At 39.5% G+C, this 24,823-nt stretch carries 28 protein-coding genes; 11 read left to right on the top strand and 17 right to left on the bottom strand.

Features of this window, described 5'->3' with window-relative positions; translation table 11 throughout:
* On the bottom strand, positions 1-198 hold a 198-nt coding region (locus tag FTU95_RS09880), incomplete at its 3' end, for a type II toxin-antitoxin system RelE/ParE family toxin (RefSeq protein WP_180078328.1).
* A gap of 172 nt (positions 199-370) precedes the next feature.
* Between FTU95_RS09880 and FTU95_RS09885 the strand changes: the two genes are divergently transcribed.
* Entirely contained in the window at positions 371-943 is a 573-nt protein-coding gene (locus tag FTU95_RS09885) for a hypothetical protein (RefSeq protein WP_180078330.1), read from the top strand.
* 137 nt (positions 944-1,080) lie between these two features.
* Here FTU95_RS09885 and FTU95_RS09890 read toward each other — a convergent pair whose 3' ends face one another.
* Entirely contained in the window at positions 1,081-1,314 is a 234-nt protein-coding gene (locus FTU95_RS09890; RefSeq protein WP_180018776.1) for a hypothetical protein, read from the bottom strand.
* Positions 1,314-1,589 (bottom strand): hypothetical protein, encoded by a 276-nt coding sequence (locus FTU95_RS09895; protein ID WP_180050501.1) that lies wholly within the window; start codon positions 1,587-1,589, stop codon positions 1,314-1,316. Before FTU95_RS09895 ends, FTU95_RS09890 begins: the two co-directional genes overlap by 1 nt.
* Before the next feature lie 158 nt (positions 1,590-1,747).
* Here FTU95_RS09895 and FTU95_RS09900 point away from each other — a divergent pair, with 158 nt between their 5' ends.
* A complete protein-coding gene (locus tag FTU95_RS09900) occupies positions 1,748-3,082 on the top strand; it encodes an ISNCY family transposase (RefSeq protein WP_180051314.1) in 1,335 nt (444 codons plus the stop codon).
* Positions 3,083-3,184: 102 nt separating this feature from the next.
* Here the strand turns inward: FTU95_RS09900 and FTU95_RS09905 are convergent, their stop codons facing one another.
* The 3 genes from FTU95_RS09905 to FTU95_RS09915 form a co-directional block, all read right to left on the bottom strand.
* Positions 3,185-3,475, bottom strand: coding sequence for an addiction module antidote protein (locus FTU95_RS09905; protein WP_180078332.1), 291 nt, complete (start codon positions 3,473-3,475; stop codon positions 3,185-3,187).
* Between the two features lies 1 nt (position 3,476).
* A complete protein-coding gene (locus FTU95_RS09910; protein WP_180078334.1) occupies positions 3,477-3,773 on the bottom strand; it encodes a type II toxin-antitoxin system RelE/ParE family toxin in 297 nt (98 codons plus the stop codon).
* Between the two features lie 111 nt (positions 3,774-3,884).
* On the bottom strand, positions 3,885-4,514 hold the full coding sequence (locus FTU95_RS09915) for a hypothetical protein (protein ID WP_005173627.1): 630 nt from the start codon (positions 4,512-4,514) through the stop codon (positions 3,885-3,887).
* Between the two features lie 344 nt (positions 4,515-4,858).
* Here FTU95_RS09915 and dapB point away from each other — a divergent pair, with 344 nt between their 5' ends.
* On the top strand, positions 4,859-5,680 hold the full coding sequence (gene dapB / locus FTU95_RS09920) for a 4-hydroxy-tetrahydrodipicolinate reductase (RefSeq protein WP_005173632.1): 822 nt from the start codon (positions 4,859-4,861) through the stop codon (positions 5,678-5,680).
* A 58-nt stretch (positions 5,681-5,738) separates the two neighbouring features.
* Positions 5,739-6,383 carry an START domain-containing protein gene (locus tag FTU95_RS09925; protein WP_180078336.1) on the top strand — a complete coding sequence of 215 codons (645 nt, stop codon included), beginning with the start codon at positions 5,739-5,741 and terminating at the stop codon, positions 6,381-6,383.
* A 409-nt stretch (positions 6,384-6,792) separates the two neighbouring features.
* Here the strand turns inward: FTU95_RS09925 and FTU95_RS09930 are convergent, their stop codons facing one another.
* The 11 genes from FTU95_RS09930 to FTU95_RS09980 form a co-directional block, all read right to left on the bottom strand.
* The gene (locus FTU95_RS09930) at positions 6,793-7,821 is read right to left on the bottom strand and encodes an NAD(P)-dependent alcohol dehydrogenase (RefSeq protein WP_180078338.1); all 1,029 of its coding nucleotides are present in this window, start codon (positions 7,819-7,821) and stop codon (positions 6,793-6,795) included.
* A gap of 4 nt (positions 7,822-7,825) precedes the next feature.
* Entirely contained in the window at positions 7,826-8,407 is a 582-nt protein-coding gene (locus FTU95_RS09935; protein ID WP_100355452.1) for a DNA-3-methyladenine glycosylase I, read from the bottom strand.
* Positions 8,408-8,431: 24 nt separating this feature from the next.
* A complete protein-coding gene (locus FTU95_RS09940; protein WP_100329654.1) occupies positions 8,432-8,677 on the bottom strand; it encodes a hypothetical protein in 246 nt (81 codons plus the stop codon).
* Positions 8,678-8,692: 15 nt separating this feature from the next.
* On the bottom strand, positions 8,693-9,235 hold the full coding sequence (locus FTU95_RS09945) for a M23 family metallopeptidase (RefSeq protein ID WP_180000601.1): 543 nt from the start codon (positions 9,233-9,235) through the stop codon (positions 8,693-8,695).
* Positions 9,236-9,304: 69 nt separating this feature from the next.
* The gene (gene mutY, locus FTU95_RS09950; RefSeq protein WP_180078340.1) at positions 9,305-10,333 is read right to left on the bottom strand and encodes an A/G-specific adenine glycosylase; all 1,029 of its coding nucleotides are present in this window, start codon (positions 10,331-10,333) and stop codon (positions 9,305-9,307) included.
* Between the two features lie 160 nt (positions 10,334-10,493).
* On the bottom strand, positions 10,494-10,853 hold the full coding sequence (locus FTU95_RS09955; protein WP_100535474.1) for an HIT family protein: 360 nt from the start codon (positions 10,851-10,853) through the stop codon (positions 10,494-10,496).
* 94 nt (positions 10,854-10,947) lie between these two features.
* Entirely contained in the window at positions 10,948-11,682 is a 735-nt protein-coding gene (locus FTU95_RS09960; protein ID WP_005173643.1) for a dienelactone hydrolase family protein, read from the bottom strand.
* A gap of 163 nt (positions 11,683-11,845) precedes the next feature.
* Positions 11,846-12,535 (bottom strand): FKBP-type peptidyl-prolyl cis-trans isomerase, encoded by a 690-nt coding sequence (locus FTU95_RS09965; protein ID WP_180078342.1) that lies wholly within the window; start codon positions 12,533-12,535, stop codon positions 11,846-11,848.
* Positions 12,536-12,583: 48 nt separating this feature from the next.
* Positions 12,584-13,288, bottom strand: a complete 705-nt coding sequence (locus tag FTU95_RS09970) for an FKBP-type peptidyl-prolyl cis-trans isomerase (protein ID WP_005094756.1) — start codon at positions 13,286-13,288, stop codon at positions 12,584-12,586.
* A 165-nt stretch (positions 13,289-13,453) separates the two neighbouring features.
* Positions 13,454-15,637, bottom strand: coding sequence for a polysaccharide biosynthesis tyrosine autokinase (locus FTU95_RS09975; RefSeq protein ID WP_180078344.1), 2,184 nt, complete (start codon positions 15,635-15,637; stop codon positions 13,454-13,456).
* A 435-nt stretch (positions 15,638-16,072) separates the two neighbouring features.
* Complete coding sequence (locus FTU95_RS09980) at positions 16,073-17,149, bottom strand: polysaccharide biosynthesis/export family protein (RefSeq protein WP_100535470.1); 1,077 nt, start codon at positions 17,147-17,149, stop codon at positions 16,073-16,075.
* Between the two features lie 740 nt (positions 17,150-17,889).
* On the opposite strand from FTU95_RS09980, the gene rfbB reads away from it, so the two are divergent.
* The 7 genes from rfbB to FTU95_RS10015 all read left to right on the top strand — a co-directional run bounded on the left by rfbB (position 17,890) and on the right by FTU95_RS10015 (position 24,807).
* Positions 17,890-18,954, top strand: coding sequence for a dTDP-glucose 4,6-dehydratase (gene rfbB / locus FTU95_RS09985; RefSeq protein ID WP_180078346.1), 1,065 nt, complete (start codon positions 17,890-17,892; stop codon positions 18,952-18,954).
* Complete coding sequence (rfbA, locus tag FTU95_RS09990) at positions 18,954-19,829, top strand: glucose-1-phosphate thymidylyltransferase RfbA (protein WP_100355445.1); 876 nt, start codon at positions 18,954-18,956, stop codon at positions 19,827-19,829. Before rfbB ends, rfbA begins: the two co-directional genes overlap by 1 nt.
* A gap of 5 nt (positions 19,830-19,834) precedes the next feature.
* The gene (locus FTU95_RS09995) at positions 19,835-20,248 is read left to right on the top strand and encodes an FdtA/QdtA family cupin domain-containing protein (protein WP_034609167.1); all 414 of its coding nucleotides are present in this window, start codon (positions 19,835-19,837) and stop codon (positions 20,246-20,248) included.
* 111 nt (positions 20,249-20,359) lie between these two features.
* Complete coding sequence (locus tag FTU95_RS10000) at positions 20,360-21,451, top strand: acyltransferase (RefSeq protein ID WP_180078348.1); 1,092 nt, start codon at positions 20,360-20,362, stop codon at positions 21,449-21,451.
* Between the two features lie 96 nt (positions 21,452-21,547).
* Positions 21,548-22,663, top strand: coding sequence for a DegT/DnrJ/EryC1/StrS aminotransferase family protein (locus tag FTU95_RS10005; protein WP_180078350.1), 1,116 nt, complete (start codon positions 21,548-21,550; stop codon positions 22,661-22,663).
* Positions 22,664-23,923: an O-antigen translocase gene (locus FTU95_RS10010; RefSeq protein WP_180078352.1), complete on the top strand. Its 1,260-nt coding sequence runs from the start codon at positions 22,664-22,666 to the stop codon at positions 23,921-23,923.
* Positions 23,920-24,807 (top strand): glycosyltransferase, encoded by an 888-nt coding sequence (locus tag FTU95_RS10015; protein ID WP_180078354.1) that lies wholly within the window; start codon positions 23,920-23,922, stop codon positions 24,805-24,807. Before FTU95_RS10010 ends, FTU95_RS10015 begins: the two co-directional genes overlap by 4 nt.
* Positions 24,808-24,823 lie beyond the last annotated feature (16 nt).

Below are 24,823 nucleotides of genomic sequence, written 5' to 3' on the forward strand. Positions count from 1 at the left end.
TTGCTTACAGTAATAGATCCTGTAGCCAGGTCCAAAGAAGAAACGTAATTCAGAGACACCTTCACCTACTGGTTCAGTATCTCCAAAGTTTCCATCTTCAACCCGATCAATTCGGACTTGTATACGTATTTTTGCCTGCTGGTCTTTTAACTTAGTAAACCAGTCATCAAAGACTTCAGTGGTATATATTGAGTACATAAGAGTAATGTATCCTATAGGATACATTCATGCAAGAAATAAACTTGAATGTATGGGGCTACAACAGAATTTCGTATAAGCGCCATTATGTTAAATGAAAATATTCTAGATATTTTAATTTGTATAAATTTTATTTATAATCAGGTATATAGGGCAATATAGAATATCTTTAATGACAATACATAAAACAAATTCGATTACGAACTACTTAGATAATATTGCTCCATTTTATTATTTTTTAATTATCCCCTTTGTTATAGCCTTGACTATAATTTGTTTCGATTTTGAGTTCAGAGGAATTTTTCCTAATACACAACAACTTCAAATTTCATCAAAACATAAGTTTTTAAACGACTTTTTTGCTATGTGTACTTGGATCACAATTGCTCTTATATTTTTCAGCAGAAAATTTATTGGCTTGAAACCAGAGATCCAATTACAGGTACAAAACGATGTTATTAAACAGATAAGAACTCGTGATGGTCTAGCCATGTACAGTGCAACCATGACCTTTTTCTTTATTTTTTTTATCATTTGTATCAGCTTAACTTGGTTTCCAAGTGATCCAACACTTCCAGAAACAGGCTCAAAGGGATATGTTCTTAACAAAGCTTTATATTTTGCTAAACCTGGATTGATTTTGTTTATTCAATATTTTAAATATACTTTAAGTCTCTTATTTATTCTTTACTTTGTACATATTTTAGATGCTCGAAAAATTATAAAAGAACAGAGCAAAATTTAAGTTTCTCTAAAATTAACATAATACACCTTATACGAAACGCTAAAATTGAGTTTATTACACTGATTTTTATTTGTTTTTTTAAATTTAAAACCTAGGCCAGTGCCTAGGTTTTTTTATTTCGTATAACAGCCATTATGTTAAATGGGGGGCTTTTTGTAATGCCAGTTTCCTGCCCAGAGGTCATATACATCAAAATTTTTAAGGGCAGCCCAAATATTATCCTCACCAACAAAATCAAGAATATTTGTTGGAATTGATAAGCCAAATAAGTTTTTATCTATAAAGAAGCCTTCACAAGAATCAATAACACCTTTCAAAGATTCAATTATCTCATTCTCGTTCTCGCAACGGATTATGACTTGTAACCCCATTATTCTTTAAACTCCACAGATGCGACTAGGCTTAATTGATTAACTATTTTTTCCTGTATATGGACGTCTATCAATTGTCCTCTAATATCATAAATAATTCGACAATTAGAAATGTGTGATGGTAATTGTGATCGAGTAAATTTAACTCTCGAAAGGTTATATTGGATGCTCATAGTTACTTGTTCATCTGCCTCTAAAGCATGATTGCAAACAAAAATAAATTCTTTATTTTTTTCATTTATAAATTCAGGAGTAGAAGACCAATAATCATACATATGTTAGATATCCAATTTATTTATTTTTTCTAAAATTAACATAATACACGTTATACGAATCTAAAATGTTACTCACCATTCAAAATGTCTATATTCTCACCAATAAAAATGTCTAGTTTATGATGGTTTAAACATCATGGACTGGATATGAAATATAGATGCTGATCACTATGTCTGACAAAGAAATTCAACGTCTTGCTGTTCTGCAAGACGTTCGAGATCATCGTATTACACAAGTCCGTGCTGCTGAAATCCTTAATCTTTCAACCCGTCAAATTACCCGGTTATTGCAGAAGCTCAATCAAGATGGTGTTTCAGGTATGGCGCATGCCAGCCGTGGTCAACCTGGCCATCGTCGCCATGACGATTTATTAAAATCGCAATGTCTTTCCATTATTTCTGAACATCTGCTGGGATTTGGACCTACCTTGGCCCATGAGAAGCTCAGCAGCATATTTGACCTGAATATCCCGGTAGAAACGGTTCGGCGCTGGATGACTGCAAATGACCTTTGGATTCCGCGATCCAAACGTCTAAAACGCCCATACCAGCCACGCTATAACCGTGATTGCTTCGGTGAGCTGATCCAGATTGATGGCTCATATCATGACTGGTTCGAAGGACGCGCTGCTAAGTGCTGTTTATTGGTGTATATCGATGATGCTACCGGCAAGCTGTTGCATCTACGCTTTTGTGAGGCTGAAACGACCTTTGACTATATGCTTTCAACCCGAGCCTACATTGAGCAATACGGCAAGCCCTTGGCCTTTTATAGCGATAAACACTCGGTATTTAGAGTCAACCAGAAATCCAGGCAAGACAGCCAGATCACGCAATTTGGGCGGATTCTGAATGAGTTAAACATTGATATTATCTTCGCCAATTCACCCCAGGCCAAAGGTCGCGTAGAGCGAGCGAATAGAACCCTTCAGGACCGTTTGATCAAGGAGATGCGCCTGGAAGGCATCTGTTCGATTGCAGAAGCAAATGCCTGGTTGCCCTGCTTTATTGAGCAGTTCAATCAGAAGTTCGCCAAATGTGCGCGAAACTCAAAGAACCTGCATCGACCATTAACCGAATCTGATCTTGAACTGGATGATATTTTTACCTGGCAGGAACCGCGTAAGGTCACCAAGAACCTGACGATTACCTATGACAAATGTATTTATCTGCTTGAACCGACAGAGCTGAATCATAAGCTTGCTGGGCAATACATTTCATTTCTGGAGTATCCGGATGGCACTGTGGCCCTCATGCATGAAGGACGAAAGCTCAACTACAGCATCTTCAATAAATTGGCTGGGCTGCAGCAAAATGAGATTGTTGAGAATAAACGGTTAGGTTCAGTCCTGGCGCATATCCAGCAACAACATGAAGAATTGGAGAAACAGAATAAACGTTCCCGTGCCAAGAAAAGTATGCCGAGCCGTAAAGCTCAGAAAGCTGTTATTGGACAAAGAAATTTAAATCCTGTGCTTGACTCTTGTGGTTAAAAACAGGACATTTTAAATGGTTTATCGCATAGACATTTTAATTGGTGAATAACATAAAAATGGGAGCCTTTAGCTCCCATTTTTACTATATCTTTCAAATTTTTAGGCATGTTGCACTGTTAGTTTTAAGCCTAAAGCATTCACTACACGATTAATCGTATCAAAACGTGGTGCTGAATCCTGACGTAGGGCTTTGTAGAGTGCCTCACGTCCAATCCCTGCTTCTTTAGCGATTTGAGTCATGCCTCGAGCTTTAGCAATTACGCCAAGAGCATGAGCTAATTCAGCTGGATCATTCTCTTCAAGAACCATGTTGAGATACATCACAATATCTTCTTCAGTTTTGAGTGACTCAGCCATATCAAAACTTGGTAAATCAGCGACTCTAACCATTTTAATCCTCCAATGTTTTCGATAGTTTGACTGCACGATCGATGTCTTGTTGCTGAGTTGATTTATCTCCTCCACCAAGCATTACAATCACTACGTCACCATGTTGGATGTAATACATCCTCCACCCAGAACCGAAGAATTCTCTCATTTCCCAAACGCCATCTTGGAGAGATTTAATGTCTCCCCAATTTCCACGTTGAACCTTATCTAATCTACGATTCAAGCGGATACGGGTCATATTGTCTTTAATGCCATCTAACCATTCATCAAATTCTGGCAGACGTTTAATTTCAATCATGAGGATTCCTTCTCTTCTCACTATATTGTATTCGATCGAATACAATATGCAAGTAATCTATACGAACATCCATTAATTTCGTATAACCGCCATTATGTTAAATGTATAACTTTATAAAGTGTTAATTTTAAAGTCTTCCAATGTTTTGCCTTTTTCTTCTAATAAATTATGAACAAACTCAGGCTCTAATTTCAGCATCAGTTCAATAGCATCATGGATTTTCCAAAATTGTAATTCAGGATGATCTATTATTTGGATTAAATGGTTTTTAATTAAAGGAATATATTCATCGTATTTTTCATCATCAATTAACCAAAATAAGCGACTAATATCAAATGGTTCTGTATTAGATATTTCTATAATCTTTTGTATAGGATGAAATATTTTTATTCTAGCCTGCTCACCAAATCCTAGATCAGCTTGGAATGCCCAATAACGAACAAAAGCGCTAAGTACATGCTGAAGTGTATCATCATAACCATGTAAACGATGATCTATATAACCATCTAATTTATTTTCATTTAATAAATTTACTAATGCATCAAAACCAGAGGATTGTCCCCAATTAGTCAGAAGTTTTGCTGCCTTAAATACAATATTTTCATCAGAAGAATTTAATAAATTTATGACTTGTTCTATACGATCTTCAGGAATATCTTCTGGATCTAAATCTGTTGCATCACATGCGTAATCTGCATGAGTAGGAACGTCATGCAGTAATACAGAAATTTCTTTATTCATTAAGTCACTCATTAATAATTATCTTAAGATTTCCTAAAATTAACATAATACACCTTATACGAAATGCTTTAAATTATTTGTTTTAATTCAGTTGTTTATGTTGTATTGAAAAGCCCAATCCTCACCGATTGGGCTTTTTTTATGATTATTCACGTTCCACGCTTACTATTTGAGCAATGTTCCACAACTTTATAAAGCCAATCTAATCAGAAAATTCTAGATATATAAAAATCGCTCATAACACCGTTCATATCTTTTCATTGATTTTTATGCAATGCATCTTAGTGTTATTCCGCAGTTTTGCTATAGTAAAAGCAATTTTGGATCAACATCAGGACTATGTTATGTCAGCTACACCACGCATTGGAATCTTGGGTGCAGGCGGCCGTATGGGGCGTATCCTCATTCAGGCTGTGCATGAAGCCGGTTATCAATTGGCAGCTGCAGTAGAACGCCCTGAAAGTACCCTATTAGGCGCAGATGCGGGCGAACTTGCCGGGATTGGTGCAGTCGGTGTCAAGGTGGTGGGTAGTCTTGCAGAGGTGGTCAAAAACTGTGATGTCGTGATTGATTTCACCGCACCGGCAGCGACCGTCAATCATCTGAAAATTTGCCGTGAAGCAGGTGTTGCCATCGTGATTGGTACCACGGGGATGAATGATGAGCAAAAAGCTTATTTAGATGAATCAGCAGCTGAAACCCCTGTGGTTTATGCAGCGAATTATTCAGTCGGTGTGAACGTATCGATTAAACTGCTTGAACTGGCATCGAAAGTCTTTGGCGATACGGTGGATATCGAAGTGATTGAGGCACATCACCGTCATAAAGTGGATGCACCATCGGGTACTGCACTTATGTGGGGTGAAGCGATTGCGGATGCTTTAGGCCGTGACCTGAAAGAAGACGCTGTGTACTGCCGCGAAGGTCATACCGGTCCGCGTGAGCGTCAAAGCATTGGTTTCCAGACCATTCGTGGTGGTGATATCGTCGGTGAACATACCGCCATGTTTATTGCTGATGGTGAACGTGTGGAAATTACCCATAAAGCCACCAACCGCATGAACTTTGCCAGCGGTGCAGTACGTGCTGCTGCCTGGGTGGTCGGCCGTGATGCACGTAAATATGACATGAAAGACGTGCTGGGTTTTAACGATATTCAGGTTTAAAATCCAGTCAAAATCATTTATAAAAAAGATCTAAAACTAAAATAAGACGAATAATAAAATGCAAAAAATGATTTTCCTGCTCTGTGCAGTGGCGCTTGGTGCCATTGCGCAGGCAAAGCCGGCCGAGAATACCAAACTTAGTATTGATAAAAATAATATCAAGGTCTGGACCTATCAGAACCAGCAAAACCCGGTCTTTCTGTATAAAGCTGAAACCACCTACCATGCCCCGATTGAAAATGCCGTGTCGCTGATTCTGGATATCGAGCAGGCGGTACAATGGGTACCCTATATGGGCAGCATCAAGGTCTTATCACGTGATGATAAAAAAGGCGAATTTACCTTGTATATGGTGCTGGATTTTCCATTTCCGTTAAAAGACCGCGACCTGATTGTGCAGGGCAAGATGATCAAGGAAGCCAATGGACAGATCACCATCAAGAATAAAGCCATTCAGACTGGCTATCCCTTAAATCCGAACTATGTACGTTTGACCGATTATCAGGGGGATTGGACTTTTCAAAAGCTGGGCAATAATCAGGTCAAGGTTTCAACTTATGGTTATGCCAATCCGGAAGGCTCGATTCCCTTAACTTTTGTAAATATGTTTGTACAGCAGCAGCCGTATCAGATGTTGCAGAAAATGAAGACGGAACTGGCCAAGCCTTCAGGCCTTGCAGTTTTGCCTGAAGCCCTGCAATAAAAAAAGACCCAATTGCTGTAATGCTGATCAGTTAAGGAGTTTATAAGTAAAATCTTTAATTTTTTAGTCATTCACGACGGAGTCTTAACGTTCTAAATCAAATACTTGTAAATCATTTGTTACTTTGGTTTCGCCCAAATGAGAAGCGAAGCTTCGCAAGGAAGGCATCTTGCGGAGCAACACTCCTCACCGCAAAACTCGTCAGCCACCATCGACTAGTAAATTTGTCGCAGAAATAATCATTTTTAATCTTGCGGTGCAATACACCTCATGTCTCAAACAGTTGCGGATGACTTTTCTACCTATCAAGTATGATCATGAATTTAAAAAATAAAATGCCAGTCAATTCCTTAATTGACTGGCATTACCCAATTGCTGGGTCTTTTTGACAGATTGAAACAGGCAGAGTTTAAGCTTCAAAATCCGCTTTAAGTACAATCCGGTAACGCGCTTTACCAGAATGCAGATGTTCAATGGCCTGATTCAGCTGTGACATCGGGAAGACTTCAATTTGTGGCGCAATGTTTTTACGTGCGGCAAATTGGAGTAACTGACGCAGTGCCGCCGGCGAACCGGTTGGTGAACCAGTAACTGACTTGGCACCACCAATCAGCATGCCCGCCGGAATCTGCATCGGTTCTAAAGGGAGACCGAGCATATGTACTGTACCGTTCGGTGCCAGAGTGGCCAGATAAGCCTGCCAGTTCAAGGTGACATTGACCGTACTCAATAATAAATCGAACTTGCCACGCTGGGCTTTTAAGGCAGCCGAATCACGGCTATTCACCACATGGTCAGCGCCCATGCCTTTCAGCTCATCACTTTTATCCAGATTTGAGGTAAAAGCGGTAATCTCACAGCCCCAGGCTTTCAGCAGCTTGATGGCCATATGCCCTAAACCACCAATACCAATTACGCCAACATGATGAATGGCCTGAATCTGATGTTTCAGGATAGGATCAAATACGGTAATTCCGCCACAGAGCAGGGGGCCGGCACTTTCAGGATCCAGATCTTCAGGCAGGGGAATGACCCATTGCCAGCCAGCACGGACCTTGTCGGCAAAACCACCGGCATGTCCGACAATAGTCGCCACTTGGCCGCCAGTACAGAGTACCTGCTGACCTGAAATACATGGATCACAATACTGGCAGCTTTCCGCAGTCCAGCCAATGCCAACCCGTTGACCCACTTTCAGGCCTTTGGCTTCGCCACCCAGTTGCGTGATGATACCGATAATTTCATGTCCAGCCACGACCGGATAAACGGATGAACCCCAGTCATTATTGAGGACTGAAATATCAGAATGACACAGGCCACAGTATTCTACTTTGACTTCGACCTGATGTGGCTGTAGTTCACCAGCATCGAATTGATAAGGTTCGAGTTCTGCACCGGCTGACATTGCAGCATAAGCGTGGATAATATTATTCGACATAAATTCAGCTCTTATTTGAATGGGAGGATCTTGTTTTAAAGTGACAATGATTTTCGTGATCATCGACCATACCGACGGCCTGCATAAAGGCATAGCAAATGGTGGGTCCGACAAATTTAAAACCGGCCTTTTTTAAGGCTTTTGACATGATCTGGCTTTCGATAGTCTGTGCCGCTGCCTGACGATAATCCGCAACATCATTATTCAGTCGTGGTTGCTGGGCAAAAGACCAGAGCCATTGCCCTACATTGATGCCTTGCTGTTGCAGCTTGAGCCATGCTTGGGCATTCTCGCGAATGGCATGCAGCTTGCCACGATGACGGATCAGGCGAGCATCCTTAAGCTTGAGGTCGAGTTGTTGATCTGTAAGTGCTGCAATCGACTGAATGGAATATTGAAAAAAATGTTCACGATACGCTTCACGTTTTCTGAGTACGGTAATCCAGGCTAGACCGGCCTGCTGTCCTTCCAGACACAGCATTTCAAACAGGCGATTTTCATCCAGCAGGGCTTGTCCCCATTCCTGATCATGATAGGTGATATACAGCGGATCATTGGAGCACCAGCCACAGCGTTGCAGAGTCATGCCATGCTCCTTGTTTTTATGGTTTTATAATTTAAACACAGCCCATTGATCTTGCTGATTATCCCAGTAAGACAGTTCAGCCTGATCCAGATCGCTAAATTGAATCCACATGTCTTTACCACTTTTGTCGGCATAACCAGTACTGATCAGCAGCGCCTCTTCGGTAATTTCCATCACCCAGCCCTGATAGCTTTGACCATTCAGTACGATTTTTTGTTGATTGCCTGATTCAGCAAATTCTACCAGACGATTGATCAACGTTTCTGACATGTAAATATCCTAAAATTAACGTAAATAGGGGTAGGGGTTGACCACACCGCGCCCCTTGCCCTGTAAATAAATACCATAATGCAGATGTGGTGCAGTATGTCGGGCATTACCGCTATTGCCCACATAGCCGATGAGCTGGCCTTTTTTGACAGGATCACCCACTTTCAGGCCGCGTTTATGTCCATCCAGATGTGCATAATAATGCCAGGAACCGCCCGGACCCAGAACCCAGACTACTTTACCACCCAAATTGTTATTGCGTAAATCTGCAATCAGACCTTCTGTGGCACTAAAGACTTTGGTTCCACGTGGAGCCATGATATCAATGCCCTCATGCAAACGTCCGCGACTGCGCGACGCCCCCCAGGTATCCTGTAATTCACGTGCCTGTACACGTGCCACCGGGATGGGCAGTGAAGAAGGCATTCGCTTATTTTGCAGTTTTTGTACCAGTAGCGGATTTAACTGTGCAGAAGAAGGTTGTTTCGGCGTACTGCTACAGGCGGTCAGTAATATGGCAATCAAAGCCACCCAGGTCAAAGCAAGGTATTGGCGCACGCTATTCATCCTTAAATATTGGCAATGCTCATTCTGAGCTGATCGATTTTTTGCTTTGTTCAGACTATGTCATACATTTACCGCAGAGATCAATTTTTTCATTGCTGTCGGCAGACCGCAATCAATGGCTGTCTGTGGACGCATCCAGTTGCCTTGCAGTTCAATCGCCAGATGTTCCTGCTGATCCTGATCCACTGCGAAAACGATTGCTTCAAGCTGCCAGGTGAAGTGGGTGAAACTGTGGCTGATCTGGACTTTTTTGAGGATGTTTTTCAGGCCAAGCTGCTGACATTGCTGTTCGAATTCATGGGCATTTTCAATAATCGGCAAACACCAGAGTCCGCCCCACAGACCACTGTTCGGTCGTTGTTGCCAGAGCCATTCTTCACCGGACTGAATTAATAATACTTGTGCTGAGCGCACTGGCACCGGTTTTTTGGCTTTCTTGAATGGTAATTCATTTTCAAGACCTTGCTGATGCGCTTTGCAATGTTGCTGCATCGGACAATATAGGCACAGAGGTTTTTTCGGAGTGCAGACCGTAGCACCGAGATCCATAATCGCCTGGGTATAGTCATGATTACGTTCGACCGGACATAATTCTTCAGCCAGTTGCCATAAAGCACGTTCATGAAGGGGTTTGGACAGATCATCTTCAATCGCGAAGAAACGCGACAACACCCGTTTGACATTGCCATCCATGATCACGCCGTATTGGCGTAAACCCAGTGACATTAAGGCACCAGCGGTGGAACGGCCGATCCCCGGCAAGGCAATCCATTGTTCCAGGGTTTGAGGAAACTGCTGCTGTGCTGTCACCATGCCGGCAGCTTTGTGCAGGTTACGGGCACGGGCATAATAGCCCAGTCCTGCCCAGTAAGGCGCGACCTCATCCCAAGACGCTTGACCTAAGTCCTGAACGGTCGGAAAACGCTGAATAAAGCGTTCATAATATTGCAGCACAGTTTTGACCTGGGTTTGTTGCAACATGATTTCAGAGACCCAGACTTTGTAGGGATCATCTGTCACCTGCCAGGGCAAGTCATGACGACCATGCACATCAAACCATTCTAACAGGGCATCTGAAAATACAAACATGGATAAATAGCAACTGAATAAGCAGCAGCCATTATAGCGGAATCGGCAGGCCTGAAATGTGAAAAGTAGATAAAAACTGCGGAGTAGTGTGTATGGATATCGGCTTAATAACACAAACAATAAATGCTCCGAAGAGCATTTATTTTAAAACAGCAAAGATTTAGTCGCTAATCCCCCAACGTTCATCCAGCTTCAATACTTTGTCTTTATAGCGCGGAATAATATGAATATGCAGATGTTCGCCCTTTTCCTGAAACACTTCGCCATCAATAAAACCGACATGGAAACCGGCGGGCTGGTAACGTAAATTGAGCTCATTACGTGCCTGTTCGAGCAAAGACATCAGGCTTTTACGTTCTTTGTCCGTCACTTCAAAAAATGAAGCCACATGCCGGAGTGGAATCACTACACAGTGACCTTCGGATAATGAATTCGGTTCAGGCAGCACCACACCATAATCATTTTTAGCAATGACATCATATTCGTCATAGTTACAGTAAAGGCAGTTGGTTTCAGCCATAGTCAGCATTCTCCTCTGGTAGGATTTATCGTTCTTTTCTTCAATGATTCTTTAAAGTGCTCAGCTTGATTTCAAGTCGAGCACTTATATCTATTTAAGCCAAATGACGTTCCAATAAGGCATACATCGCCGCCAAGCTTTTTTGTTCCGCTTCAGCATTGTAACCAAGATCCACGCCATTGGCTTTGGCCCGTTCGTCGGCGAGCGGGTTGCTAAAGCCATGTTTGGCATCTTCAAAGACAATCACCTCATGCTCGACGTTGGCCGCATGCATTTCTTCACGGAAACTGGCGACATCATCTAAGGTGACCATGCTGTCTAGCTCACCGTGCAAGACTAGAATTTCGGCCTGAACCTGACCTTCTTGAGCCGGTGCTTTGGCAGCAAGTGTCCCGTGGAAGGTGGTCACTGCTTTTAAAGGGGCATTGGCACGCGCCAGATCCAGTACCACTTTACCGCCGTAGCAAAAACCGATGGCAGCAAGTTTCTCTGCATTGACTTCATCCTGTGCTGCCAAGGTATTTAAAGCTGCTGTCGCACGATCAACGATGGTGTCCGGATCTTCAAAGGTCTGCATCATCCACTGGTAGGCCTGATCAGAATGGGTGGTCACTTTTTTATCACCATACATGTCAATCGCCAAGGCCGCATAGCCATGTTCTGCAAGTTCGCGAGCGCGCTGTTCGGTATATTCATTACGACCCCACCATTCTGGTGCGACCAGCACACCTGCAAGGGGTGCATCTGTTTCTGGAGCGGCAAAATAGCCAATCAATGCGCTACCATCCGGCGCAGTATAATGAATTTCACGGGTCTTGATTGCTGCCATGCTGACGTCCTCTATTCTTGTTGAACCGTTTAATTAACATATAACATAGCAAAACTGATCTGAATGTGACATGAAAACATTCGATTAATTATGCTTCATCCATATAAAAAAGAGAGGCCGCTATTGCGCCTCTCTGATTGAATATTTAAAAAAACAGTATTGATTACTTCATAATTTCCAGTAATTCCACATCAAAAATTAAGGTACTGTTTGGCTCAATCACATCACCTGAACCAATTTGTCCATAGGCCAGTTCTGCAGGAATGAAGAAGCGGTATTTGGCACCTTCTTTCATCAGTTGCAGGCCTTCAGTCCAACCGGTAATCACTTGGGTGGTACGGAAGACCACAGGCTGATTACGGGCAATTGAACTGTCAAAAACCGTGCCATCAATCAAACGGCCTTCATAATGTACGCGGACATTGCTATCGGCTTTTGGCGATTTGCCTTTGCCTTCCTGAAGAATCTGATATTGCAGGCTAGATTTAGTCGTTTTTATCCCTGCTTTTTTGGCATTTTCTGTCAGAAAAGCCTGACCGATTTTGGCATTTTCTTCAGCTTTTTGTTTTAATTCAATCAGCTCTTTGGCTTCACTTTGACGTTTAAACTGGGTCAGCACTCGAGCCATGTCTTCTTCAGTTAAAGTGGATTGTTTTCCGGCAGCAGCAGCTTTTAAACCGGCACTGAAAGCGTCCAGATCAATCCCTTGCAAAGAGTCGGCATTACTTTTCCCCATCAGATAACCAAAGCTATAACCGACCTGTTCAGCTTCCGGGCTTTTATTGGTCACATCTTTGGCAAGCAGATTGCCAGAACTTAGCAGTAAAACCATCAAACTTATTTGTATTTTCATATTTATTCTCAAAATAAAGGAGAGCGCATTGCTCTCCTTATTTATAGATTATTTGACTTCAATGAGTTCCACATCAAAAATCAAAGTACTGTGTGGAGGAATCGTCCCTGGCACGCCTTGTTCACCATAACCAAGTTGAGATGGGATATACAGGGTCGCTTTACCGCCTTCTTTCATCAGTTGCAGACCTTCAGTCCAGCCTGGAATCACTTGATTGAGTGGAAACTCAATCGGCTCGCCACGTTCAACCGAACTGTCAAATACAGTACCATCCACCAGTTTGCCGGTGTAATGGACTTTCACGATTGAAGAAGCAGCTGGCTGTTTGCCCGTGCCTTCTTTAGTCACTAGGTATTGCAAACCGGAAGCTGTGGTTTTTACACCCGCTTTTTTGGCATTTTCTGTCAGGAAACTGTCACTCGATGCTTGTGCCTGTTTAGTGCTATCGAGTTGCTTTTGCTGCATTTCTTTCTGGAACTGTTCGTAAGCTGCCTGTAATTCTTCTTCAGTATACGCCGGTTCAGTACGCGCATGTCCTTCACGTACGCCTGTCACAAAGCTATTAATATCGAGTTCAGGTGGGGTTTGATGAGCCACTTCATAACCGAGAGCATAGCTGATTTTAGAAACAGCAGAGGCATCTTTAGATGCTTTAGTCGTTTGAGCAGCTGGGTTTTGAGTTGCATAGTAAACAGGTACTAGCGCGGCACCGCCTAGAAGAACAGCGACAGCAATCGGTAAGGCCTTGCTCATGTATTATTCCAATCTAATGTTATCGTTGAGGTTCATTCCATCTTAGCAGAAAATTTTGAGAAATCTTGCAGAATGGGTGGTTTTTTAGCAAGCAAATATCGCAGTTTGGTAGAGCTTTAAAAAAATAAAAAAACCAGCAATGGCTGGTTTTTTTATTCAAAAAGATCAACTGATTTTTGTTTTGGTTTTATAGCTATAAGTATAATCATAGCTATAACTACCACCTGCTGAACGCTGGATATCATTCAGGATAAAGCCATTTACGGTACTTCCCGCTTGTTTAAAACGGTTCACTGTCAGTGCCAATTCCTTCATTTGTGTTTTTGCATAGCGGGCCACCACCAGATTGAGTCCGACATATCGGGACACGATGATCGCATCCGTGACCGCCAGGACAGGAGGCGTATCAATTATAATATGATCATAGTGTGGCGTCAGGTGTTGCAGTAATTCCTGAAACCGTACCGAATTGAGAAGTTCGGATGGATTGACTGGATTTTCACCACAGGTGATGACGCTGAGGTTTGCTACATTGGTGCTTTGTACCATCTGTTCCAAGGTAATTTGCTCATTCAGGTATTCAGTTAATCCATATTGATTATCCAAATCAAAATATTTGTGTATATGACCACGACGCAAGTCCGCATCAATGATCAATACGCGTTTATGTTTTTCTGCCATGATGACTGCCAGATTGCTGGAAACAAATGATTTTCCAACTCTAGGCGCTGGACCCGAGATCATAATAATATTGTTTTTGGCCTGAGACAGAGCGAAATGACTTGCTGTCCGGATGCTGCGCAAGCTTTCGATCGCCATATCATCACTATGTTTAAGGGCTAATAAGAACGGCAGTTTTTTCTTTTTCAGCAGTTTCAGTCCCGGTTTCTGAACAGGGGAGTGTGCAATATTGGCATAGACGGGAAGATCCAGTTGGTATTCTATTTGGCTACTATCTTTCACTCCAGAACGGAACATATTGCGGAATAATGCCACCAGAATTCCCAAGAAAGTACCGAAGCAAAAAGTTAAGAACAGAATTAATGGCTGTTTCTGTTTAATCACGTCAATCGGTTCAAGCGCAGTATCAATAACATGTACATTGCCAATCTCGCCGGCTTTGGCAATTCGCAGTTGTTGGTAGGAATTGACCAAATTGGTATACAGTTGTTGTTTGACTTCGACTTCACGAGACAGTTGTAAATACTGGCGTTGTATCTCTGGAAGATTTTTAAGTGTCGTATTGAGCTCACGAATCTTGCCATTAATCACACGAAGTTGAGCAGTAACTTCTCGCATGGTCGGGTGTGCTGCTGCATATTTGGCGCCTATTTCCGCCTGTCTCTGTTCGAGTAGAGCTCGTTGTGTTTCTAAAGTCACACTCTGATTTAAATATAATTCTGACTCCCGGGTGATGTCGACAGTATTATGCTGTTGACGGAATTGGTTAAAGACCCGCTCTGCATCATCCAGCTGTTTTCTTAAATCCGGTAATTGAGCATCCAAGAAAGCGAGGGTCTGAGCAGTTTCTGCTGAACGACGGGTAATATTATTTTGGCTATAAATTGCCAAGATAGTATTCAGAACTTTGGTGATGTGCTGTTTGTCATGACCTTGGTAGCGAAGCTGCAAAATCCCGCTAAGTTCGCCTTTTTCTACAATTGAATAATTGGCAAGAATAGAATCAATCGCTGAGGGTAAAGAGAGCTTTTGCACCTGATAACTGCTATCTAGCGGATCCTGAGTAAAGATCGCGATTTTCCAGTCGCCCTGCGCAGTCTTGAATTGTACTGGCTGGTTCAGTGCACCCTTGAAAATGGTTTCTTTTGTCACAGGATTGATCAGACTAAAGCCCTGTTGTTGAAATTGCAGTAGCAGATTTTTATCCAAATAGGCGGTAGGAACTTCAAACTGTCGAATGTCGAAGCTTTTTTGATCCTCTTTAAAGCGCACAGTTTCAGGTTGATATTCGGTTTGATAATTTACACCTTGAAATAGTCGCTGAACAAAAGTGTCTTCAGTACTGGCAATCTGAAGATCCAAATTTAAGCGATTAATTACTGATTCCAGAATATTGCGTGATTTTAATACCTCAACTTCAGCATTAGATGAAGACATTTGTCCAATGACACTTGAAAGGTTACCCAATAAAGCAGCTGAGGCACCTCTACTTTCTTCGACTTGGACGATGGCATCGACCTTATAATTAATCGCTACAGTGCGTAAATAGAGCAGGACAGCAAGCACGCTGAGCAAGGCACATACGAGGATAAGTTTCCATTGCGCAAACAAGGAAAATAACACCCCTTTTAGGTCAATCATATTTTCGGTATTGTTATTTTTGTTCATAATTTTGCTTTCTAAAAGTTTAAAAGTGATTTTTCCAGTCGATGACGTCGTTTTGAATTAAATTACAGAACTTCATCAAAGATCTGCTGCCCCTGCAAAAATGAATCCCAAATATGCTGACTTTATTGTTCCCTCATGAAAAATTTAGTCTGGTAAAACCAGATATTTTTATGATGATCAGGATAAGATTATTTTTATTCAATCTGCTTCATATTTAGTGTTGAACTACATGGAGTTGCAGGCAGATCCCATGCTATTACGTAAAAAATGCTGTCTTGTGATCAGCGCTGAGTATTACTTCAGCCATCTATATTTATAGATTTAATCTACAAATACGGGCAGATCTCGTTAGTAAACATTCAGTCATTAATCGATGGCTAATACTTTCAAAACAGCTCCCCAAAATCTTTTTAATATACATAGCTGAACTACCTGCTAGCGTATAGCTGTACCAGCAACATTTGAAAATGGAAGAATCTGGCTAACCACTCGTTCCCAACGAGTCAGACCTGTGGCATCCACATAGACAATATCATTGCTGTGCATTTTGAACTTTTTGGCCAAGCCAAAATCTCCCAGGTTTTTTAAACTTAAATGATATATTTCAGTCATCTGGTTATTTGAATTGTCACGTAAGACGTAAATTCGACTAGCACTGGCTGAATAGGGATTAATCCCTTCACTTTCACCGAGAACATCCGCGAGAGTCATCCCCTGGTCACGTATGGGTAAGGGGGTATTCGTGCCTGCTTCACCCATGACATAGATTTTCTGATTTTCACGAGGACTGATATACAGGGTGTCATTGGGTTGAATTAACAGCTTATGTAATGAATATCCTGCCTTTTCTAATGCAATTGTATTGAGGTCATAGGCCACACCCTGACGCACCAATTGAATAGAGCTAGAGTTACCTTGCTCGTTAATGCCGCCGGCCAGACCCAGTGCTGTATAAACGCTCACGGGCTGATCAGACAAATAAAACTGCCCAGCTGATTTCACATTACCCACCACTGAATAACGCTGTCCCTGATAAGAAAGTACTCTCACCACCACATCTGGATTGTTTAAATAAGGAATTAATAGTCGGCGTACTTCCCGATTAACCTCCGGAAGGGTTTTCCCTACTGTTTTATAGCGTCCAATTAATGGAAAATGGATATAACCATTTCGGTCAATTTGATAACCATTGGTATTATCAGTTGCTGTTGGAACTGCACTAATTTCGGGGTAGGCCCATAATTGAAAGGATAAAATATCACCTGGATTCAAACGATAATCCTGCATTTCATGCTGAAATAAAGGTGCGTAATGATTCAGGTGTTGAGTTTGGGCTGACTGCACTGCAGGTAGATTGTCCTGAGTCAATTTTACCAGATTAACTTGAGTTCCCAGTTCGGTTTGATAAATTCCTTCATCTGGTAAATCATAGGTTTGAAAGCCAGATGTTGCTGCACATCCGACTAATGATAGGCTTAAGGTTAAAACGCCTATAAGGTGTCTATTGTTCACTTGAAACCCCTTTATTTTTATATATTTAAAATTAGTATTTATTCGTAATTATTAATTTTTTTAACATGGTTTATGTGATTAACATCTAAAAGTTATAACAAATTATATAGCTTGTCTATACTTATTTTTAGTTCTAAGTATACGTTTGAATTAAAATAGATCAATAACATTTATTAAAAAAAGTATCTAAAACTTCCATTAAATTAAGGTGTAGAGATACAAGTATTACTTAGTTTATTCAGGTAAAACGTATTGTTTATAAATTTTATTGCTTGCAGATTAAGGTGATTATCACAGTATAACTATGCAAAACAAAAGCTTAGAAATAATGAAAGTATTTTCATATTATTTGTGTATACTTTAAAGGTTTTTTAGATTCTATTTTTATTAAATTTCACATATATTTATTCGGCATTAACTAGATTATATAAATGAAGTGTTAATTAATAATCTCTTATTAGTTGAAAGTAATATATCAGTAGTTGTAAAGCTTAAGCTGATTTTTATTGGTTGAAAAGTGTTTTAAAAAAACAATAATTATAAAGTATTGGGTAAGGGGTATAAGAAAAATAATTATCCATAAAATGTAACTATATTTGAGAATAATATTTTTATAGGTGGTGTGTTGAATAAAATTAATATATGTTATAAATAATCAAATAAGAATATCTATGCCAGAAGGCATCAATGAATTAAAAAAATATTTGAAAAGTAAAATAAAAATAAAAGGAATACTGGGAATGGTGAAAAAAATATTAGTGACTGGTGGAGCTGGTTTTATTGGATCTGCTACCGTCCGGCATATCATCAAAGCGACTGAACATCATGTTTTAAATGTTGATAAGTTAACTTATGCAGGCAACTTGGAGTCATTAATTTCTATATCAGCTCATCCCCGTTATCAATTTGCTCAAACTGATATTTGTGATCATGTATCTTTAACACGATTATTTTCAGAATTTCAGCCAGATATCGTCATGCATTTGGCAGCAGAGTCTCACGTGGATCGTTCGATCGAGGGTCCAGCTGAATTTATCAGCACCAATATTGTAGGTACATATACCCTCTTGGAGGTCGCACGAAAATATTGGCAAAATTTGGGTGAAATCAAAAAGTCTAAATTTAAATTTCATCATATTTCAACAGATGAAGTCTATGGGGATTTAGAGGGGACAACCGACTTATTTACTGAAGCCACAGCTTATTTGCCAAGTTCACCTTACTCGGCAAGTAAAGCCAGCTCGGATCATTTAGTGCGTGCTTGGCATCGAACCTATGGTTTGCCGGTCGTGGTTACGAACTGTTCAAATAATTACGGGCCTTATCATTTTCCTGAAAAACTGATTCCTTTGATCATCTTAAATGCGCTGGATGGAAAATCTTTACCTGTTTATGGCAATGGTCAGCAGATTCGGGATTGGCTTTTTGTAGAAGATCATGCCCGTGCTTTATATCAGGTTGCGACCAAAGGCAGGGTAGGCGAAACCTACAATATTGGGGGGCATAATGAAAAACAGAATATTGATGTGGTTAAAACCATTTGCGCCATCTTGGATGAACTTAAGCCACGACTCAATGGCCAAATATATGAAAGCCTGATTAGCTTCGTCAGTGATCGGCCTGGTCATGATTTACGTTATGCCATTGATGCTTCAAAAATTGAGCGTGAACTTGGCTGGAAACCACAAGAGTCCTTCGAGACCGGTATTCGTAAAACTGTGCAGTGGTATCTGGATAATCTGCAATGGTGCCGTCGCGTTCAGGATGGTTCTTATCAGCGTGAACGTTTAGGGGAGGCAGTCTAATGTCAAGATCAACAAAGGGGATTATTTTAGCAGGTGGTTCGGGCACACGCTTGCATCCAATCACTAAAGGAATCTCGAAACAGTTACTTCCGATTTATGATAAACCCATGGTTTATTACCCATTATCTGTGTTGATGTTAGCCGGTATTCAGGAGGTTCTTGTCATCAGTACCCCGGAAGATATTGATGGGTTTAAGCGATTATTAGGTGATGGTTCACAATTTGGCATGCAGCTGAGTTATGCGATTCAGCCTCGACCTGATGGTTTGGCACAAGCCTTTATTCTGGGTGAAGAGTTTATTGGGCAAAGTAATGTGTGCTTAGTGCTCGGCGATAATATCTTTTATGGGCAAGGTTTTACCCCCATGCTGCGTCAGGCTGCTGAACGTCAAAAAGGAGCCACTGTTTTTGGCTATCAGGTAAAAGATCCTGAACGCTTTGGGGTGGTGGAATTTGATCAACAGCAACGTGCTATTTCAATTGAAGAAAAACCGGAAAAACCTAAATCTAACTTTGCTGTAACGGGTCTGTATTTTTATGACAATGATGTGATTCAGATTGCCAAACAAGTACAACCTTCTGAGCGAGGTGAACTGGAAATTACCTCCATTAACCAGGCATATCTGGAACGTGGTGATTTAAATGTTGAATTGCTGGGACGTGGCTTTGCCTGGTTAGATACAGGTACACAGGGAAGTCTACTTGAGGCAGCTCAATTTGTGGAAACCCTTGAAAAGCGTCAAGGTTATAAAGTTGCCTGTCTAGAAGAAATTGCAATGAATAATAGCTGGTTAAGCAAAGAACAAGTGTTAGCCATTGGTCAAACGATGAGTAAAAATGGCTATGGTCAATATCTGATTTCTTTGGTGGGGTAATCATGATGAATCTTATTGAATGGATTGATTTACCTAATCTGGGAGATCATCGTGGCAGTTTGGTGGTCGCTGAAGCCAATCGGAATATTCCCTTTCATATACAGAGGCTCTACTATATTTTTGGCGCTCAGCCTGATGTTCCTCGCGGGTTTCATGCACATAAAGAGCTTCAACAAATTGGGTTTTGTATTCAAGGCAGCTGTAAAATATTAATGGATAACAGTAAAGAAAAACAAGAAGTGTGCGTAAGTCAGCCCAATAAAGGATTATTAATTCCGCCCATGGTTTGGCATGAAATGCATGATTTTTCTGAAGATTGCATATTGTTGGTATTGGCAAGCGATTATTATGATGAAAGTGACTATATCCGTAATTACGACCAGTTTTTAAAAGAAGCAGATAAAACTTTTATTGCATAGAAAATTAGATCATGAAATTAAGAAAAATAATTCACAAGTATGATGGCTTTGTTACTCGAGAGACTTCAGAAAATAGAATTTTAAATAATAAATATGAAGGAGATGTATGAGATGATTAAGCCGCTTACATCATTGCGTATGTTTTTTGCGCTATTTGTTTTTCTTAGTCATTTGGCCTTTTTAAAAAATGACACGCATTATGCAAATATTTTTAACAGTATTTTTGACGAAGGATTTTTAGGCGTCAGTTTTTTCTTTATATTAAGCGGATTTATTTTATCCTATAACTATAAAGAAAAATTTTTTAGAGGAAATATTTCAAAAAAAGAGTTTTATATTTCTCGTTTAGCAAGAGTATATCCAGTACATATAGCAACTACGGCAATTGTACTTCTGTTGACCTTTAGCCAGTCTGGACAAGGATGGGAATACTTAATTCAACACATTTTTCTAATACAAAGCTTTTTTTTAGAAGAAAATATTCATTTTTCATTAAACTCTCCATCCTGGAGCATTTCCGATGAATTGTTCTTCTATTTACTTTTTCCATTTGCATTTTTAATTTCTGAAAAAATAAGAAGCTATATATTTATTTTTTATCTTATAGCTATTTTGGTTTTGAATATGCAGCTTGATAAAAACCAGAATCACTATTGGTTGTACATTTCACCATGGGTACGTTTTTCAGATTTTTTACTTGGTATTATCCTGTTTGATCTTTATGAGAAAATAAAAGTTAATTATTCTAAAGTGAAGATACCTACTTTTGTATTTGAATCAGGAGCGATTTTACTTTTTGTCTTATTCTTTGTATTTCATAGCAAGATAGATATCAGTTATAGATACTCAATTTATTATTGGTTACCTATGGCCACCATCATTCTTGTTTTTGCATTGTCTCATGTTGTTAATGAAAAAAGTATTATTACCAAGTTTCTATCAAATAAATATATGGTTTTGGCGGGAGAAATCAGTTTTTGTTTTTATTTGCTTCATGTTTTGGAAATACAAGTTTTAAATTATATAAAAAAGATGTTTTTATTTGATATAGATTTAATGTTGTTTTCATTGATTATATTTATTGTGACTTTAATAGCCAGCTTTATAATGTATAAATATATTGAAAATCCTCTAAATAGAAAGATGAAGAAATTTTTATTAGAGCCAAGTTTTAAATCTAAGAATTATGAACTGAATAAATAATATTGGGGTTTTCACTTTAATTCATATCAATAGATTAGTTTTGATAAATGTGAAATTAAAAAATGAATAACAAATTTTTATACGAGATTGATAAGAATGATACCTTTTCTTGAGCTAAAAGCGATAAATGCTCAATACCGTGACAAACTTATAGCAGCTTGTACACAGGTCATTGATTCTGGTTGGTATATCTGTGGCAAAGAGTTAGAGGATTTTGAACGAAATTTTGCGAATTATTGTGGTACAGAGTATGCCATAGGGGTTGCCAATGGATTGGATGCTCTAATTCTGACCCTGCGTGCATGGAAAGAACTGGGTAAACTGAATGAAGGCGATGAAGTGATCGTACCTTCAAATACCTATATTGCAAGTATTTTGGCAATTTCACAGAATCATCTGAAACCGGTATTGGTCGAACCGGATATCCATACGTTCAATATTGATGTTAAAAAAATTGAAGCCGCGATTACCATCAAAACAAAGGCAATTTTGCCTGTTCATTTATATGGACAGCTTGCTGCCATGCCAGAAATTATGGCGATTGCCAAGAAACATAATTTACTGGTTTTAGAGGATTCGGCACAAGCCCATGGCGCTGAAATCGAGGGTAAAAAAGCAGGGAATTGGGGAGATGCTTCAGGCTTCAGTTTTTATCCAGGAAAAAACCTGGGTGCGCTGGGTGATGCCGGGGCAATTACCACCAATGATACTGAATTGGCCCATATGCTTAAGGCTATACGTAATTATGGCTCACATGAAAAATATAAAAATCTGGTCATGGGAGTAAATAGTCGCCTTGATGAAATTCAGGCGGCTATCCTGAATGTAAAACTGCCATTTTTAGATCAGGAAAACCAGCATCGTCGTCAGATTGCAGATCTCTATTTAAAAGAAATTCAGAATCCAGCCATTGTGCTTCCACTTAAAAATATAAATACCGCAACTGATATGCAGCATGTTTGGCATTTATTTGTGATCCAGACCAGATATCGGGAGGAATTACAAAAATATTTGGCAGAGCATGGGGTACAGACATTGATTCATTATCCGATTCCGCCCCATAAGCAGCAAGCTTATAAAGCATGGAATAACTTAAACTTACCAATTTCAGAACAAATTCATGCGCAGGTCTTGAGCTTGCCGATAGGGCCTACTTTATCCATGGATGAAGCAAAGCAAGTTGTTCAGTTATGTAATGGTTTTCAAATATAGATGAATTTACTTAAGACCAGTGTACTGAATGGGGTGGCGGTCCTGATTAAGACCATAACCCTGTTTGTACTGAATAAAATTCTGGCTGTATATCTGGGGCCGACTGGATATGCAGCTTTAGGTCAATTCCAAAATTTTATTCAAATGGTGACTACTTTTGCGGGTAGTGCAATTAATACCGCAGTCATTAAATATACTGCTGAATATCATGAAGATGAAAGCAAACAACGTGCAATCTGGAAAACAGCAGGCAGTATTGTTTTTGTATTTAGTCTGATGTTCGCATTTTTAATTTTAATTTTCCAAAGGCAGCTATCACTTTATATATTTCATACACTTGAATATCAAACAGTTTTTGTATGGTTTGCAGTATTTTTATTATTCTTTAATTTTAATACCCTGTTTTTAGCCATACTCAATGGCAAAAAAGAAATATTAAAGCTGGTACTTGCCAATATTGCGGGTAGTTTATTTGCGCTTATTGTTACGAGTATTTTAGTAATAAAATTACATTTATATGGTGCCTTAATTGCATTATCCATTTATCAATCTATTGCGTTTATAGTGACGTTATTTCTGTGTTATCGAGCGGATTGGTTTAAGTTTTCCTCTCTGTTTGGAAAAATAGACTTAGAAATTACTAAAAAACTTAGTTCTTTTATCTGGATGGCATTGGTCAGTGCGATCTGTGTGCCTTTATCGCAAATCTTAATTCGAGCCTATTTAAGTCAGGAATTTGGCCTGGCGTATGCCGGTTACTGGGAAGCCATGATCCGTCTAAGCACCGTATACCTGATGCTGGTCACAACAACATTGGGAGTCTATTACTTACCGCGCTTGTCAGAACTCAAGATGATTGATGAAATTAAGAAAGAAGTTTATTTAGGCTATAAATTTCTTTTTCCACTGGCTGTGGCAGGCGGAGTAGTCATTTTTGTGCTGCGTGACTTGATTATCAATGTCTTATTCAGTCCATCTTTCGCACCCATGCAGAGCCTGTTCTTTTGGCAAATGATGGGGGATGCACTAAAAATAGGAAGCTGGATACTGGCTTATTTGATGCTCAGTAAAGCAATGACCAAACTGTACATCTCTACAGAGATTATATTTACCTTATCTCTTATTGCTTTGACCTATGTATGTACCCAGCTTTTTGGATTTGAAGGTGTTTCAATAGCCCACCTCATAAACTATGGAATGTATTGGGTCGTCATCAGTTTTTTTATATTTAAATCATTAAAACAAAGAGAGATAATATGATAAATGGCCAAGCTTTAGTTTCTGTCATTATACCAAGTTATAATCATGAAAAATTTGTATGCGATAGTATTCAGAGTGTCATTAACCAGTCTTATCAGAATATTGAGTTAATTGTCATTGATGATGGATCTACAGATTCTTCAGTAGAAAAAATACAAGAACTGATTCCACGATGTGAAAAACGATTTACCCGGTTTGAATTTAGGCATCGACCGAATAAGGGCTTGAGTGCAACCTTGAATGAAGCCTTAGAATGGGCGCAAGGAGAATATTTTTCTTCTCTCGCTTCTGATGATATAATCTTGGAAGATAAAATAAAAATACAATCCGAGTTTTTAAAGCATAACAAAAATTGTATTGCAGTGTTTGGAGGAATATCAGTTATTGATCATGATTCTAATCAGGTAAAAAATAGAATTAAAAAAAGAAAAAACTATAGTTTTGAACAAATTTTATTGTTAGAGCATGAGTTACCCGCCATGACACAACTGATTAGATCAAATGCTTTAAAAAAAATCGGTGGTTATGATGCTGAGGTGAAAATTGAAGACTGGTATATGTGGTTGCTTTTAGCACAAGAAGGGGAGTTATGTTATCTTCCCGTCCTGTTTGCTAAATACAGGCTACATGATAATAATATGCATAAGCAAACCTCTCTCATGCATGATTCAAGAATGATGATTTTAAATGAGTACCAAAATCATATATTTTTTAATAAAGCAAAAAAAAGAGCGTTATGGATAAATGCGTTTGAATTAGGGTTAATATCCAAAAAGAAATCATTAGAAAAAATGCTGGGAATTTTGAGAGAATATCCATCTGAAATTTTGACATATGATTTTTTCAGATTTTTTTACTGGTTATTTATTAAAAAAGAGTTTTAATAAAAATTAAGTTTGA

It is taken from the genome of Acinetobacter sp. YH12208 (genome assembly GCF_013418055.1).
Taxonomy (GTDB): domain Bacteria; phylum Pseudomonadota; class Gammaproteobacteria; order Pseudomonadales; family Moraxellaceae; genus Acinetobacter; species Acinetobacter pseudolwoffii.

What these genes read in the sequence shown, in the direction of transcription:
- FTU95_RS09890 (WP_180018776.1), bottom strand. Translation starts at nt 1,314, where the DNA reads ATGGGGTTACAAGTCATAATCCGTTGCGAGAACGAGAATGAGATAATT.
- FTU95_RS09915 (WP_005173627.1), bottom strand. Translation starts at nt 4,514, where the DNA reads ATGAATAAAGAAATTTCTGTATTACTGCATGACGTTCCTACTCATGCA.
- FTU95_RS09895 (WP_180050501.1), bottom strand. Translation starts at nt 1,589, where the DNA reads ATGTATGATTATTGGTCTTCTACTCCTGAATTTATAAATGAAAAAAAT.
- FTU95_RS09885 (WP_180078330.1), top strand. Translation starts at nt 371, where the DNA reads ATGACAATACATAAAACAAATTCGATTACGAACTACTTAGATAATATT.
- mutY (WP_180078340.1), bottom strand. Translation starts at nt 10,333, where the DNA reads ATGTTTGTATTTTCAGATGCCCTGTTAGAATGGTTTGATGTGCATGGT.
- FTU95_RS09910 (WP_180078334.1), bottom strand. Translation starts at nt 3,773, where the DNA reads ATGATTGAAATTAAACGTCTGCCAGAATTTGATGAATGGTTAGATGGC.
- FTU95_RS09930 (WP_180078338.1), bottom strand. Translation starts at nt 7,821, where the DNA reads ATGTCGAATAATATTATCCACGCTTATGCTGCAATGTCAGCCGGTGCA.
- FTU95_RS09995 (WP_034609167.1), top strand. Translation starts at nt 19,835, where the DNA reads ATGAATCTTATTGAATGGATTGATTTACCTAATCTGGGAGATCATCGT.
- FTU95_RS10000 (WP_180078348.1), top strand. Translation starts at nt 20,360, where the DNA reads ATGATTAAGCCGCTTACATCATTGCGTATGTTTTTTGCGCTATTTGTT.
- FTU95_RS09925 (WP_180078336.1), top strand. Translation starts at nt 5,739, where the DNA reads ATGCAAAAAATGATTTTCCTGCTCTGTGCAGTGGCGCTTGGTGCCATT.
- FTU95_RS09965 (WP_180078342.1), bottom strand. Translation starts at nt 12,535, where the DNA reads ATGAAAATACAAATAAGTTTGATGGTTTTACTGCTAAGTTCTGGCAAT.
- rfbB (WP_180078346.1), top strand. Translation starts at nt 17,890, where the DNA reads ATGGTGAAAAAAATATTAGTGACTGGTGGAGCTGGTTTTATTGGATCT.
- dapB (WP_005173632.1), top strand. Translation starts at nt 4,859, where the DNA reads ATGTCAGCTACACCACGCATTGGAATCTTGGGTGCAGGCGGCCGTATG.
- FTU95_RS10010 (WP_180078352.1), top strand. Translation starts at nt 22,664, where the DNA reads ATGAATTTACTTAAGACCAGTGTACTGAATGGGGTGGCGGTCCTGATT.
- FTU95_RS09955 (WP_100535474.1), bottom strand. Translation starts at nt 10,853, where the DNA reads ATGGCTGAAACCAACTGCCTTTACTGTAACTATGACGAATATGATGTC.
- FTU95_RS09970 (WP_005094756.1), bottom strand. Translation starts at nt 13,288, where the DNA reads ATGAGCAAGGCCTTACCGATTGCTGTCGCTGTTCTTCTAGGCGGTGCC.
- rfbA (WP_100355445.1), top strand. Translation starts at nt 18,954, where the DNA reads ATGTCAAGATCAACAAAGGGGATTATTTTAGCAGGTGGTTCGGGCACA.
- FTU95_RS10015 (WP_180078354.1), top strand. Translation starts at nt 23,920, where the DNA reads ATGATAAATGGCCAAGCTTTAGTTTCTGTCATTATACCAAGTTATAAT.
- FTU95_RS09975 (WP_180078344.1), bottom strand. Translation starts at nt 15,637, where the DNA reads ATGAACAAAAATAACAATACCGAAAATATGATTGACCTAAAAGGGGTG.
- FTU95_RS09900 (WP_180051314.1), top strand. Translation starts at nt 1,748, where the DNA reads ATGCTGATCACTATGTCTGACAAAGAAATTCAACGTCTTGCTGTTCTG.
- FTU95_RS10005 (WP_180078350.1), top strand. Translation starts at nt 21,548, where the DNA reads ATGATACCTTTTCTTGAGCTAAAAGCGATAAATGCTCAATACCGTGAC.
- FTU95_RS09940 (WP_100329654.1), bottom strand. Translation starts at nt 8,677, where the DNA reads ATGTCAGAAACGTTGATCAATCGTCTGGTAGAATTTGCTGAATCAGGC.
- FTU95_RS09905 (WP_180078332.1), bottom strand. Translation starts at nt 3,475, where the DNA reads ATGGTTAGAGTCGCTGATTTACCAAGTTTTGATATGGCTGAGTCACTC.
- FTU95_RS09935 (WP_100355452.1), bottom strand. Translation starts at nt 8,407, where the DNA reads ATGACTCTGCAACGCTGTGGCTGGTGCTCCAATGATCCGCTGTATATC.
- FTU95_RS09960 (WP_005173643.1), bottom strand. Translation starts at nt 11,682, where the DNA reads ATGGCAGCAATCAAGACCCGTGAAATTCATTATACTGCGCCGGATGGT.